Below are 13,125 nucleotides of genomic sequence, written 5' to 3' on the forward strand. Positions count from 1 at the left end.
CGGGCAGCATAATAATTCCCGATCCCATCATGTTTACCGCAACAAGGACTGTTAATCCCATCATGCCCATTTTTTTTGATTTTACTGCCATACACTCATCTCCAGTTTTGACACCTTGAGTAGAATTATTATCTGGATCTTGTGATGTTTTATTCTGCCATCCGTGAAGCAAGCTTTTTGTATTGTCAGAAATAACCCTATAGGTATAGAAACATCAGCCATTGAAAAATGCCGTGATATTATTTGTTAGCATATTCGACAGAACGCGCGCTCTTTACATTGATAGTATTTTTAGTGTTCCATCAGGTCAATTAAAATTACACATTTAAATATCGCTTCGCCTCTGTAGTGGTTTGTTTGTCATTGATAATAAATGATTTTCTTGCTTATTAATTTTTTACTTATCACCTTCTGGTAGCAATGCTTCAAAGTATGTATTGTTTTTTCTTATTGTATTTTTTGTGGGTGCTTTTAATTCTTGCCAGAATAAAAATTGAATGGTTCTGGTGATGTGTGGGTAAAAATTCACAAAATGGCATAGCTATTTCCAATGCGATATTTATTGTGTTTTATCGGTGGAAATATGAATTCCGATAGATTACTGTCTTGTGCAACGGTGACTTTTGCTAACCATCAGTATCGAGAGCTATATCTATTGATAAATATTCGCATAAATGAATATTTAAGCAATCAAGATATCGATTTTATTTGCGATGCTATACGCCATGAAAAATAAATGGGGGTTTTATGTGCGACAAAAAATATCTGATTGTCGGCAATAATGCTGTAGCCAATACTACGTTAAAAGCGAGCATTGATAAACTGGCATCATCATTGATGAATACCGGGGAGTGTACCCAGTTTGCATACTCTTTTGAGCATGCGGCCACCTACGCGACATCAACCGCAGCGATTGACTGTGTGATGATTGAGTGGGCTCCGGAGCAGAAAGAAAATATTGTTGAATTCTTGCAGCAACTGCGCATACGTCATGAGAAAGTTCCCGTATTTCTACTGGTGAGCTCTCCGGCTGATAATGCAGCCGTAACACCGGATGTTATGAGTCAGGTATCTGAAACTTTCCTGATACTTGATGATACAACAGACTTTATTGTTGGTCGCTTACAGGCAGCGGTTGCCCGTTATGAGCGTCTTATCACCCCGCCGCTAATGACTGCAATGATGAAATATGCCAAAGAGAAAGAATATTCATGGTCAGCGCCGGGGCATCAGGGGGGGATCGGTTTTTGCAAGACGCCAATTGGTCGTAAATTCTTTGATTTCTATGGTGAAAATATTTTCCGTACCGATATGGGGATCGAAAGGGCTTCACTAGGCTCTATGCTGGATCATACCGGTGCTTTTGGTGAGAGTGAGAAGTATATTGCGAAGGTATTTGGTGCCGATCGCTCCTATTCATTGGTGGTAGGCACCTCGGGTGCTAACCGTACCATTATGCAGGCCTGCTGCACCGAGAATGATATCGCTATCTGCGATCGCAATAGTCATAAGTCTATTGAGCAGGGGCTTATCCTTACAGGGACGCGGCCCGTTTATATGACGCCATCCCGTAATGCGTATGGTATTATTGGGCCAATTGCCAAACGCTGGATGCAGCCGCAGGCAATCGCGGAATCCATTGCCACCAATACGTTTGCTCGCCAGGCGCCCAACCCGAAGCCGATGTACAGCATTGTAACTAACTGTACCTATGATGGTCTTATTTATAACGGTGATACTATTCAGTTCTTACTGGGACAAAGTTGTGATCGTATTCATTATGATGAAGCGTGGTTTGGTTATTCACGGTTTAACCCGATTTATCGGGGATTCCATGCCATGCGTGGCGATAATCTACAACATACAGCGGATCAGCCGACTATTTTTGCCACACACTCAACGCATAAACTGTTGAATGCGCTTTCGCAGGCCTCTTATATCCATGTACGTGAAGGGCGGGGTAATGTTAAGCCTGCACAGTTTAACCAAGCATATATGATTCATGCGACAACCTCACCTTTGTACTCCATTGCAGCATCTAATGATGTGGCTGCGGCGATGATGGATGGGGAGCAGGGGATTAATCTTACCAGTGAGGTAATTGAAGAGGCCGTAGACTTCCGTCAAGCTGTTGCGAAAGCACATTATGAGGCAGAGCAAAATAACGATTGGTTCTTTAAGCCATGGAACCCGGAAGTGGTGACCGATCCGGATACCGGTGAACATTATGACTTTGCTGATGCACCTAAATCACTGCTGACAAAGAATCAATCCTGTTGGATCCTTAACCCGCAGGATGAATGGCATGGCTTTAATGATCTGGATGAAAACTGGGTCATGCTGGATCCGGTTAAAGTCAGTTTGTTGACCCCGGGGCTGAACCAGGATGGCACCCTACAGAATGAGGGGATACCGGCTACTCTGGTGACGGCATACCTTTCCAGCCTGGGGATCGTACCGACCCGTACCACAGACTTTCAGATTATGTTCTTATTCTCTATGGGGGTGACTAAAGGGAAATGGGTTACGCTGATGAATAGTCTGATGGCATTTAAAAAGCACTATGATGCTGATGCGGCACTGACAGAGGTATTGCCGAATCTGGTCGCGAGTGCCCCGGATATTTATACCGGTATGACGTTGCGCCAGTTGGGCCACCAGATGATTGATTTTCTGAAGACCCATACACCGAGCGAGAAGCTGAATAGAGCATATTCTACGTTACCTCAAATGGATCTATTGCCACGTGAGGCGTATATGCAGATGGTGCATGACAATGTCGAAATGGTCTCTATCTTCAATTTGGCCGGAAGGACAGCAGCAAATTCGGTTATCCCTTACCCGCTGGGAATTCCGATGCTCATGTCAGGGGAGAATTTCGGTGCAGAGGATAGTTCGCAGATTGGTTACCTGAAAGCCCTACAGGCATGGGATGAAACTTTCCCGGGATTTGAACATGAGACCGAGGGTACAGAGAAAGAGCAAGGTGTATACCATGTGATGTGTGTGAAACAGTGACGAAAGATGATACACAGCATGTAGCATAGATATAAGCTTGGGTAGCGATGGTAAGTGGCTCTCATTTAATGAGGGCTATATTTTAACCTATCCCTGTAGGAATATATTGTTGCAGCCAGTTTAGACACGGACAGCACGCAATAACATGAGCGTATATGCAGTACATGAGGATGGTGAGCACGGACCCGGACTAAAATGGAAAATTAAATATTCTAAAGGGGTGGGTTGTTATATTTTTATTGTTAACCATCATTCTTGTTTTATCTGTTTTTTATTTGGTTAAACGCTCGTTTTCATGTAACAACCAGTGCCGTAATATATGACACTGGCCTTCTGTTAATGCTTCTGTATTGACGCGTAGGGACGATGTCCGGTGTGGATGTTGTATTGTGCGGGTGGTGAATACGATGGATGTAGAACCATGCTATTTACTTATCCTTCCGGGCCATGAGCGTATACATTGACTCTGAGCGTTCGTGGTTGTGCCCTCTTAGGGCACTCCCATTTTTGTGGGGAAATTTACGCGTGTGCAATACAGGGTAGAGCATTCCTTTCGCTAATTTTTATTAGTTAATTAGTGTGTATCAAGAATTTTTTTGATGCGCTCATAAACCTGTTGTGATGTCACCCCCATCACGGGTGCAATAAAAATAGTGTCATCACCAGCAACGGTACCCAGAATGCCATCGGCAAGTCCACACGAGTCTAACAGCCGGGAGATAAGTGGGGCCGCACCCGGTATTGTATGTGTAATCACCATATGCTCATTCATGGATATCTTAACAATTGAGCTTTTTAATGTGGAGCTACTGTTTGGTACAACCGAATCAGTTGGCAGGCAATATGCCATCTCCATTTTTGCATTCCGGGATCTTACTGCGCCAAAATTCGCCAACATTCGGGATATCTTAGATTGATTGATATGTTCAAATCCTTGGCTCTTAAGATATTCAACGATTTCATTTTGTGAGCCAAAATTTTTCTCGTCTAGGATTTTTCGAAATACCGTATTGAGGTCTTTTTTATTGCTCATATCCTTACCGATTCTAAAAAGTTAGCGTTGTGGCGGTATTATATGCAGGGCAATATTTATTGTGCAATGCATGATGTTTATTCATGAGGTTGAAAAAAAATATTTGTCATAAATAAAGTGATTTTACAGAGAAAACAATGATTCCTATCAATTAATTTTATTTGATGGTGTTTTTATCCTATCCATAACATAATAAATAATAAATAATAAATAATAAATAATAAATAATAAATAATAAATAATAAATAATAAATAATAAATAATAAATAATAAATAATAAATAATAAATAATAAATATTAAATATTAAATATTAAATATTAAATATTAAATATTAAATATTAAATATTAAATATTTATTTTATTCTAAAGTCGTGAATTGTTTTTTTAAGTAAAGTTACAATCATAATATAATTAATGGTTGGTGAGATGAATAACTATTTTTCATTTTCTTGTTTTTATTCAGTATAAGAAAAGTGCGGAGTATGCCATCATCGCGTTTCCTGGTTTTGCATATGAGCATGGGTTTAAGATGAAGCGGGGCAGAGGGGGAACTACTGGAAAGCCAACGGATTGTTGACTTAGAAAGCAAAAGCCCCGCTTTGCAGCGAGGCCTTATGAATAGTGGTGCCCGGACTCGGAATCGAACCAAGGACACGGGGATTTTCAATCCCTTCACAGATGTTAACCGGATGTAAAAGAGCGTTTGTGCGTTACCTGAGGGAACGTACAAGCTATGAAAATTTTACCCGTTATTTCCCCAAAAGGCGGTGAAGGTAAATCGACTTTCGCGGCTTATCTCGCTGGTTTTCTTGCCGATGCTGGTGTGAAGACACTTCTTATTGATGCAGACTGGACTCAGCCGACGGTCAGCAGCATTTTCGCTCTTAATAAAGAAGCACCGTTCGGGCTGTATGAGCTTCTCATGCAGACGATCCCCGACCCACTTCAGGCTATCTCTCAGACATCAATTGATAATCTGGATCTTATTTACTCAAACGATCCGGACGAACTCCTACCGACAGCGATGCTACACGCGGCAGACGGTCGTATCCGCTTAAGGAATATTCTTCAGAATCATGAATTTGCCCGCTACGGGGCAATTATTCTTGACTCCAAAGGTGCCACCGGGGTGATGACTGAGTTGTCCATACTTGCGTCAACCGGCCGTGTCATGGGAGTTGTGAAACCCATACTTCCTGACGTTCGTGAGTTTATTCGCGGTTCCCTGCATATGTTTTCCCGCCTCAAAACCTACGAAAATTACGGCATCCACCTGCCCGACATCTCTATTCTTGTGAACTGTTTCGAAAATACGCTTCTTGACCGGGAGGCAATGGACGGTCTCTCAAAAATTATCAGCGAGAAGCTGTATGACAGCAGCGTGTTGGGAGACCGAAATATGTTCAGTCTGCTCGATACCTGTATCGAGCAACTGGATATATTCAAATTGGGCCATGTTAAATCACAGCCCGTTCATCGGCTTGAATATAAAACCCGGCGTAAGGGGCCTGCGGCGGCAGATACCATGCACAGCCTTGCCTGCGAGTTGTTTCCTGAGTGGAAAGAACGATTTGACGATGTTCTCTCCAGGGAGGTTCGCGTATGAATCGTAATCAAATTTGGCGTGTCGTTGCTTATTCCACTGATACATATAAGGGGCATGAAGAGGTTCATGTGTTTGTTGATGCTCCTGATTACGAAACAGCAAATGAGCGTATTTACGAGCGTCTGGCTGAGGAATGGGGTCTTCCGAGGGGGTTTATTGAGATATACAACCTGTGGAGTGAATTAGAACTTCGCGATATGTCCACAGGAGCACAAATGCCAGCCGGGCTACCATTGCTGGAGTCTGGAGGCGGGAATGGAGAGGTGTATTACGATCGGGAGCCTTTGATTCTGGTTGCGTCTGCCCGACTGCGGGAAGTGCTGGAGTGTGCGTTGCGGGAGGTGCTGGCATGAGCTATATGACTATCAATGCCATTCTGGCGCAGCGTCCGGAGCGGCAACCTTATATCGATGGCCCAGAGAAGGCGTGTTGCCAGTGGCAACACGGTGTGGATGACAGGCCCAATAATGTCATCGTGATGTATGACGAGGCACACGGCTTCACCGTGGCCCCTGTATGTTGTCGGTTACACACTGGCAAATCGGTATGGCGAATCAAGCCAGTCCAGTTTTTTTTCAACGTAATCCCTGAGCCATGCGTTGCAGGCTGGCAGATATACAGACCATTCCTCTGTCAGCGCAACGGACATTTCCCGGAGCGTCAGTTTTTCGACATCGGCTGGCAACCAGCGGTGGCGCCGGATAATGGCATAATGCAGGGCCTGCATGGGCGTGCATCTGTGGTGCTGAATGCTCCAGTTATGGGTCCGCTGCAGCCATTCACCCAGCCACATCAGCCGGAATTTCAGTTGCCGGTCTTCAGGTTTTTCCTGTTCAGCCTCACGCTAGAAACGCTGGCTGATGTTGTCAAATTCACTTTCACTCATGCCCAAAAATTCGCCAGGCAGCAGTTTGCTATTGGTATTCATATTTTTTCCTTATGTGTAATGAATATAAATGTACTGCCAGCGCCTTCTGACCAGAGTCGCCAAACATCATGGTTAGAAATTGTGCTGTCAGTATCAGGGATAATAACCCTGGCAATTGTGTGCCTGGCACCCTTTACCTTTCTTCACGGCCTGCTCGTTTATTCAGCTATTTCAACTGTGTTCTGGCAACACTTTCATCAGGAGGTGTGTCATGGCTGATATTCATATTCCCCACTCGGCAGAAGCAGAGCAGGCCGTTCTGGGCGGATTAATGCTGGATAACGACCGCTGGGATGAAGTGGTGTTATTGCTGGCACCGGATGATTTCTTTGTGGGCTGGCACCGCGCCATTTACCGGGCAATGGCTGAGCTGTTCGGTGCAAGTCTGCCGTTGGATCTGATTACGCTTTCTGACCGGATGGAGAATGCTGGTTTGCTGGAGCGGGTTGGCGGCTTTGCTTATCTGGCTGAGTTGAGTAAGAACACGCCATCGGCCGCCAATATTCTGGCATATGCCGGGGTGGTGGCGGAAAAAAGCCGGCTACGCAAACTGCAGAGCGTCGGCAATATGCTGGTTGCTGACGTGCAGGCGTTGAACGCGCGTTCTTCTGATGTTCTGGAAGTTGCAGAGAACCAGCTGTTCTGCATTGCTGAGCAGGGCATGCTGCAGGTAGGTACTGAAACCACCGTAAACGATGCCATGGACACGCTGGTCAGTCGGCTTGAAGCCATGATGGCGCTGGACGGTCTGACCGGTACGCCAACCGGTTTCAGCCAGCTGGATGAGATGACCTGCGGCCTGCAGCCGGGCGATCTGGTTTTGCTGGCCGCACGGCCATCGATGGGGAAAACAGCTCTGGCGCTGGCTACATGTGCCGCCGCTGTTCGGGGAAAACCGGATGATTACGTTTTCGTCTACAGCATGGAAATGCCGGAAGAACAGCTCTCCATGCGTCTGATGTCTATGGAGGGGCGGGTTGAGCTCAGCAGGCTTCGTAGTGCATCGCTGGGTGATGAAGAATGGGCCCGCCTTTCACAGGCCATGAAGGAGATTATTCTGTGGAATAATCGTCTGATTATTGATGACACAAGCTATCAGACACCGGCAACCTTACGCGCCCGTACCCGCCGCTATGTCCGCAAGTACGGCAATCCTGCCCTCATAATGGTCGACTACCTGCAACTGATCCGCTCTCCCGAGCAGGAAAACCGGACTCAGGAGATCGCCGAGATATCGCGCTCTCTGAAGGCGATGGGCAAGGAGTTCGGGTGTCCCGTACTGGCGCTTTCTCAGCTCAATCGTCAGGTGGAGCAGCGAGCGGATAAACGTCCCAATAACGGCGATCTGCGTGATTCGGGGGCGCTCGAACAGGATGCCGACCTCATTATGTTTATCTACCGGGATGAGGTGTATAACCCGGGCACCATGACGCCGGGTGTGGCAGAAATCATTATCGGTAAGCAGCGGCAGGGGCCGACCGGAACGGTGAAAGTGCAGTTTGACGGCCGCTATACGCTTTTTTCCGAATACCAGGAAGGGGGATATGACCTCGGGTACCACAGGAAAGGAGGTCGGGCATGAGCCGTAACCGCACGAATATTGGGGCCTCTATGCTCCAGCCGGGCCGCAGGGCCTCAGGGAGCGTTGAGAGTACACCGGTGGTTGAAATGCCAATGGTTCTGACGATTGAGCAACTGGCACCAAACCCGGATAACCCCCGAACATCGCGTAATTCACGCTATGACGAGATAAAGGCGTCAATTAAGGCCCGCGGGCTGGATACGGTGCCGAAAGTCACCCGCGATCCGGATGGTGACCCGAATAAATACATTTTCAGTGATGGTGGTAACACCCGTTATCAGATACTGACAGAGCTGTGGCAGGAAACGGGGGAAGAGCGGTTTTTCCGCATCCATGTACTCGTGAAGCCCTGGCCTGGGCGGCTCCAGTGTGTGATTGGTCATCTCGCGGAGAATGAGGTTCGTGGCGATCTGTCCTTTATTGAAAAGGCCCAGGGGATCCATAAAGCGCGGACTATTTATGAGGAACAACTGGGAAAGTCAGTTTCTCTGCGCGAATTATCCACTTTACTCACTCGTGAAGGTCTGCCTGTCCATAATTCGACAATTAGCCGGATGGAAGATGCCCTGAAGCACCTCTTTCCCTGGATGCCGGAGCTGCTTGAGTCCGGGCTTGGCGCACCACAAATCAGGCTGTTACTCGCTTTGCGCCAGGATGCTGAGAAAGTCTGGGATCAGTTTTGCCTTCTGTCTGAACGAAGCGATAAATGCTTCACCGAGGTATTTGGTGAATGCTGCCGCAAGTTCAATTCCCCCGAACTGTGGTCACCGGAAATGTTCCGCGATGAATTTATTGGTGATCTGCTGCTGGCGCTACCGCATCCGGAGCTGAATTATGACCGCTGGATGATGGAGCTGGATCCCAGTGAGCGTAACCGGCGCTATCACTTTGGCGAACCGGAGGAGACTACCAGTCCTCAGGGAGTGGTGCCATCACCGTTCACTGACGGCATTCAGGATACTGCACCCGAGCCAGATTTTGCCCTGCCGAAAGCACTAACTGAGTCGCCGCCTGCCACGCCAGCGGTTACGGAGGAATGGCCGCAGCAAGATGAAAATTTACGGGTATCGCCAGAGGACAATAAAGAGGCACCTTTGTCTCTTCCGCGCACAGAGGTACAGCCCGATATGTACGGTGGTTCCCCGGTTATTTCGGGTGACGGCATGGGGCCGGGGCTTTCTCCGGACAATGATGAGACGCTTATCTCCATGCTGGCGCCGGGGCTGGAGGATGAGGGAGAGGCCCTGCATCCGGCCTGTCACATTGCCGGAGATGCGATCTGGTCTGTTCCGGCTTATCAGGATGATATCGAACATCTGCAGAATATAGCCTTCATCATGGCGTGGGAACTGGGGGAAAAGCTGGGGTGTGAAGATGAAATCCTGCCAGACCGCGCCAGTAGTCTGTCGCCAGGCTATTGCGCTGCGGGTGACAGCTGCAGCGCACCGGCCGCCTTCCTTTTGTCCCTTGCGGGGTGTTGTCCGGCACAGTGTCCGACAACCGGGATGGATGTTGTGCTGATCGGCGGTTCTGCACAGCAGGATGTGCCAGTTCTTGATGATGAAAATGCCATAAAACTGCTGAGGCTGATGCGTGTCATGCGCCGCCTGCGGGAGCTGCAGCGTGGCGTAACGGCGGTAGAGGATGAGCATGATGAATAATGACAAACGCCAGGAGCGGCTGGTCAGTCTGGTCAGGAAACTGCTGGAACTGAGCCGAAGCAACAGCAATGCGCATGAAGCCGGACTGGCGCTTTCAAGGGCGCAGCGCCTGATGGAAAAATATGGTATCAGCGAGCTGGACGCCACTCTTTCGTCAGTTCGTGACGTTGCCTCTCAGAGCGCGCCATCAGAGGCCGAAAAGGTGCCTGAGTGGATGACCCGTCTGGCATGGGCGGTTGGTCATGCCTTTGGCTGTCGGCCTTACTTCTCATGGCGCAATACATCATCGGGCGACTGTCGACAAACCGTAACATTTTATGGTTTCAGTGAACGGCCTGCCGTGGCGGCTTATGCTTTTGATGTGCTGACCCGCCAGTTGAAAGATGCCACTGCGGTATACCTGAAAACCCAGAGTAAAAAGCTGAAGCTGTCGACCCGCAGAAACCGGGCAGAGCTTTTTCGTGCCGGGTGGGTTGACGGCATGCGTCGCGTCATCACGGTTTTCCGGGTTACAGAACGGGAAACGCAACTGATGACCCGCTGGATGGATAACCAGAATATGAAGGCGGCGACCATCCGGGAACTGAAAAGCTGCCGCGGAGGCGATATTGCCCGCCACCGGGGTTATGAGGCGGGTAAGAACGCCAGGTTGCATCATGGTGTTGAAGGTGAAAATACGGCCGCCATTGGTCACCGGGAGGAACGTACGTCATGACGAAGCATCAACGGGTGTTGCTGTCGGGTACCTCCCATTGTCTGTGGTGCGGTGTGGTACTGGGGCTGCTGGCCGCAGATATGTATCCCGGTGTCGTTCCGGCATTTTCCGGGGCCGTTTTACGGGGGCTGGCTGTTGCCAGCTTCATTTCTGTCCTGCTGTGGATGATGGTGAGCTACCTGGAGGACATTTCCTGGACGTATATCTGGGGGGTGATGTTCCTGCCTCCGCTGGCCGCATTACTCCTCTGTCATGTGGGCTGGCTGGGTTACAGCTTTATTTTCTGGAAATGGGACTATGATTTTGCTCTCTTCATCCGGGAGGCGGTTCTGCCAGTTGTTTTCCTTGTGTGGGGAGCATGTAACTTCTTAATAGTCCCCTTTATCTTTTTGTTTATCTTGTCTCCCGGAGGTGTTGAGTGACTAATTCCGGTGGTTTATCTCAGGCTGCCAACGGGCTGCTGATGCAGCTGGTGATGGATCTGAAAAGTGGCTATCTCCGTCGCTGTGAGTCGCTGGGGATCAAGCGAGAAGAGATGCAGATGTTGCAGGGACTCTCCCTTGAGGAGCTGCATTATCTCGCGAACAGCGAAGTTTCTGTGGTCAGCATCAGCATCGATCACAGCAATCTGGTCAGCATGCTGCAACGGGCCAGAATGGAGCAAAAGCGCATGCAACGCATCGACCGGGCGCTGGCGCTGGGCAGTTCGATAGAGCTGATGCAGACATTTTTCGGGCTTTCCAGTACAGATGTGGCGGCCCGTCGCAGGATCGCCGGTATCGAAGCCCGATCCGGACGGGGCAATACGCTCGGGGATGAAGACAATGCAGAAATCTGGCGGCTGTGGCAGAAATCAGGCGTTGAAGAAGTGGAAAGCCCGGACGGGCTGGACGTCATGATGCTGGCCGCAGAGCAACTGAATATCCCTCTTACCTCTGTCTGGCATGCTGTGAAAGGATGGCACAGAACCACACCCCGCCGGTCTGTGGGTCAGTCCCTGAAACCCTCAGTGAGGAAGCGTGCATGAGGATGAAAATCGTTGGCCCCGACCTGTGGGCTTCTCCCAGTGTGCCATCGCAGTGCTGTCGTAAAGCCTTACGGCTGGTCAGTCAGTATCATCGTGGCGATCGTAATTATACCCGGCTTGAGGACCGGGGCTGTGGATACGTCAAGATTAATATTGGTCCGTTCTGGCGCCTGCGCAGTCGTAACGGGGGCAGAACCTGGATGGCACAGAACCACACCCCGTCGGCCTGTGGGCCATTCCCCGAAACCCTCAGAGAGGAAGCGGAAAATATAAGGAAGAGGATATGATGCTGCCTGCGGATAGTTTGATAGCGTTTACGCTGGAAAAAATGAATGCCCGTCTGGTGGCTAATCCACTGCGCGATGCCGGACGGGTACGCAGCGGTCTGCTGTTTACGGGGAATGTGCATGATGCCATCCCCCGAAGACTGTTGTTGGATCCGCGACTTTCCCCCCTTGATAAAATGGGCTGGATGATGATCCGCCTGTATGCGCAGAATAATGAGGGTGCGATATTCCCCAGTTATGATGAGCTGCAGCTGCAGCTGGCTTCTCCGGGTAAAGGTAAAGCCTCTCGTGAAACGGTCAGCCGGGTGTTACTGATGTTACGAATAACCGGCTGGCTCAGTCTCTGCAGGCGAGTTCGTGATGATAAAGGGCGGGTTCGCGGCAATATCTACGCGCAGCATGACGAGCCACTGACTTTCCGGGATGCAGAATCACTGGACCCGCGTTTTCTTGATGTTGTTGCCGATGCTTGCCTGAGTAAAAACCGGACGGTCAGTCAGACCGCCCGGGGTGTGCTGGACGAGATTAAAACCGATCCCACAATGCGGCACTACCATAGCCACCTGTCTCTTCTAGAAAACCGCCTGGGTCGGCCACAAAATGCCGGTCAGTTAGCCACGCGGCAGCATCCTTCATTATTAACCCCGGAACAGGGTTCGGGATCCGAACTCAGTGTAAATAGAACAATAAATGACCATCACGAACTGAGTACGGAAACCGAACTCAGTCAGAATCAGGAGCGAATAATACAGAGTTCGGATTCCGAACTACCAGTGAAATCAGGGGATTATGACAGAGTTCGGAAACCGAACCATTACGTACGTAGTTTCACACACAGTGTGAATAAAAAAACGTACGTAGACAATCCGGTAGTGCTGCCTGATGCGCTGAAAGCCGTAGTGTCGCAGGAAGACCAAGTGATGCTGATTCGTCAGCTTCAGGCCCTTCCGGAAGAACTGGCACTGCAGGTTCTGTCTGCCCTGCAGAGCCAGATGGCCAGGCGGCAGGTGGATAATCCGCTTGGCTGGATGCTGGCAGTGATGAAAAAAGCCCGCGAGGGGGCCTTCAGACCGGTTAAACAACCGCATCCTGTTCAGTTTGAGACTCATGAACAGCCGCTTTTCTCCGCGTCTCCACGACCTGCGGCAGCGTCTGAGGAGCAGGTCAGAAACTACGTGAACACTCTTCGGGAGCAACTGCGACAAAATACCCGATGATTGACAAGTGTGCAGTGTTGCCAGTAGCAACAGTGGTACAAAGAATGTAC

At 49.2% G+C, this 13,125-nt stretch carries 12 protein-coding genes; 11 read left to right on the forward strand and 1 reads right to left on the reverse strand.

The features are described 5' to 3' along the window. Positions 1–747: 747 nt before the first annotated feature. The gene (gene adiA / locus EIEH_RS10645; RefSeq protein ID WP_015869760.1) at positions 748–3,018 is read left to right on the forward strand and encodes an arginine decarboxylase; all 2,271 of its coding nucleotides are present in this window, start codon (positions 748–750) and stop codon (positions 3,016–3,018) included. A gap of 574 nt (positions 3,019–3,592) precedes the next feature. Here adiA and argR read toward each other — a convergent pair. Continuing rightward, positions 3,593–4,051, reverse strand: a complete 459-nt coding sequence (gene argR, locus EIEH_RS10650) for a transcriptional regulator ArgR (RefSeq protein WP_015869762.1) — start codon at positions 4,049–4,051, stop codon at positions 3,593–3,595. Positions 4,052–4,785: 734 nt separating this feature from the next. On the opposite strand from argR, the gene EIEH_RS10655 reads away from it, so the two are divergent. The 10 genes from EIEH_RS10655 to EIEH_RS10695 are packed head-to-tail and all read left to right on the forward strand — an operon-like array spanning position 4,786 to position 13,075. After that, positions 4,786–5,658 carry a ParA family protein gene (locus EIEH_RS10655; RefSeq protein ID WP_015869763.1) on the forward strand — a complete coding sequence of 291 codons (873 nt, stop codon included), beginning with the start codon at positions 4,786–4,788 and terminating at the stop codon, positions 5,656–5,658. Continuing rightward, positions 5,655–6,011 (forward strand): hypothetical protein, encoded by a 357-nt coding sequence (locus EIEH_RS10660; protein ID WP_035609494.1) that lies wholly within the window; start codon positions 5,655–5,657, stop codon positions 6,009–6,011. The genes EIEH_RS10655 and EIEH_RS10660 overlap by 4 nt, the downstream gene beginning before the upstream one ends. Next, positions 6,008–6,805, forward strand: coding sequence for a hypothetical protein (locus tag EIEH_RS10665; RefSeq protein ID WP_015869765.1), 798 nt, complete (start codon positions 6,008–6,010; stop codon positions 6,803–6,805). The genes EIEH_RS10660 and EIEH_RS10665 overlap by 4 nt, the downstream gene beginning before the upstream one ends. After that, complete coding sequence (gene dnaB-PI, locus EIEH_RS10670; protein ID WP_015869766.1) at positions 6,798–8,168, forward strand: SPI-7-type island replicative DNA helicase; 1,371 nt, start codon at positions 6,798–6,800, stop codon at positions 8,166–8,168. Before EIEH_RS10665 ends, dnaB-PI begins: the two co-directional genes overlap by 8 nt. Further along, a complete protein-coding gene (locus tag EIEH_RS10675) occupies positions 8,165–9,829 on the forward strand; it encodes a ParB family protein (RefSeq protein ID WP_015869767.1) in 1,665 nt (554 codons plus the stop codon). The genes dnaB-PI and EIEH_RS10675 overlap by 4 nt, the downstream gene beginning before the upstream one ends. Then, positions 9,822–10,544 carry a DUF2786 domain-containing protein gene (locus EIEH_RS10680; protein ID WP_015869768.1) on the forward strand — a complete coding sequence of 241 codons (723 nt, stop codon included), beginning with the start codon at positions 9,822–9,824 and terminating at the stop codon, positions 10,542–10,544. The genes EIEH_RS10675 and EIEH_RS10680 overlap by 8 nt, the downstream gene beginning before the upstream one ends. Then, positions 10,541–10,966 carry a hypothetical protein gene (locus EIEH_RS10685; RefSeq protein WP_015869769.1) on the forward strand — a complete coding sequence of 142 codons (426 nt, stop codon included), beginning with the start codon at positions 10,541–10,543 and terminating at the stop codon, positions 10,964–10,966. The genes EIEH_RS10680 and EIEH_RS10685 overlap by 4 nt, the downstream gene beginning before the upstream one ends. A gap of 41 nt (positions 10,967–11,007) precedes the next feature. Then, the gene (locus tag EIEH_RS10690; RefSeq protein ID WP_172468373.1) at positions 11,008–11,571 is read left to right on the forward strand and encodes a DUF2857 domain-containing protein; all 564 of its coding nucleotides are present in this window, start codon (positions 11,008–11,010) and stop codon (positions 11,569–11,571) included. A 2-nt stretch (positions 11,572–11,573) separates the two neighbouring features. Next, a complete protein-coding gene (locus tag EIEH_RS20110; RefSeq protein WP_418921729.1) occupies positions 11,574–11,858 on the forward strand; it encodes a ParE family toxin-like protein in 285 nt (94 codons plus the stop codon). After that, the gene (locus EIEH_RS10695; RefSeq protein WP_015869771.1) at positions 11,855–13,075 is read left to right on the forward strand and encodes an STY4528 family pathogenicity island replication protein; all 1,221 of its coding nucleotides are present in this window, start codon (positions 11,855–11,857) and stop codon (positions 13,073–13,075) included. Before EIEH_RS20110 ends, EIEH_RS10695 begins: the two co-directional genes overlap by 4 nt. Positions 13,076–13,125 lie beyond the last annotated feature (50 nt).

The sequence above is a fragment of the Edwardsiella ictaluri ATCC 33202 genome (assembly GCF_000264785.1).
Taxonomy (GTDB): domain Bacteria; phylum Pseudomonadota; class Gammaproteobacteria; order Enterobacterales; family Enterobacteriaceae; genus Edwardsiella; species Edwardsiella ictaluri.

Bases quoted from the DNA above. Each gene is read 5' to 3' on its own strand.
- EIEH_RS10695 (WP_015869771.1), top strand. From the start codon at position 11,855: ATGATGCTGCCTGCGGATAGTTTGATAGCGTTTACGCTGGAAAAAATG.
- adiA (WP_015869760.1), top strand. From the start codon at position 748: ATGTGCGACAAAAAATATCTGATTGTCGGCAATAATGCTGTAGCCAAT.
- EIEH_RS10660 (WP_035609494.1), top strand. From the start codon at position 5,655: ATGAATCGTAATCAAATTTGGCGTGTCGTTGCTTATTCCACTGATACA.
- EIEH_RS10685 (WP_015869769.1), top strand. From the start codon at position 10,541: ATGACGAAGCATCAACGGGTGTTGCTGTCGGGTACCTCCCATTGTCTG.
- EIEH_RS10665 (WP_015869765.1), top strand. From the start codon at position 6,008: ATGAGCTATATGACTATCAATGCCATTCTGGCGCAGCGTCCGGAGCGG.
- EIEH_RS10680 (WP_015869768.1), top strand. From the start codon at position 9,822: ATGAATAATGACAAACGCCAGGAGCGGCTGGTCAGTCTGGTCAGGAAA.
- EIEH_RS10675 (WP_015869767.1), top strand. From the start codon at position 8,165: ATGAGCCGTAACCGCACGAATATTGGGGCCTCTATGCTCCAGCCGGGC.
- EIEH_RS20110 (WP_418921729.1), top strand. From the start codon at position 11,574: ATGAAAATCGTTGGCCCCGACCTGTGGGCTTCTCCCAGTGTGCCATCG.
- dnaB-PI (WP_015869766.1), top strand. From the start codon at position 6,798: ATGGCTGATATTCATATTCCCCACTCGGCAGAAGCAGAGCAGGCCGTT.
- argR (WP_015869762.1), bottom strand. From the start codon at position 4,051: ATGAGCAATAAAAAAGACCTCAATACGGTATTTCGAAAAATCCTAGAC.
- EIEH_RS10690 (WP_172468373.1), top strand. From the start codon at position 11,008: ATGCAGCTGGTGATGGATCTGAAAAGTGGCTATCTCCGTCGCTGTGAG.
- EIEH_RS10655 (WP_015869763.1), top strand. From the start codon at position 4,786: ATGAAAATTTTACCCGTTATTTCCCCAAAAGGCGGTGAAGGTAAATCG.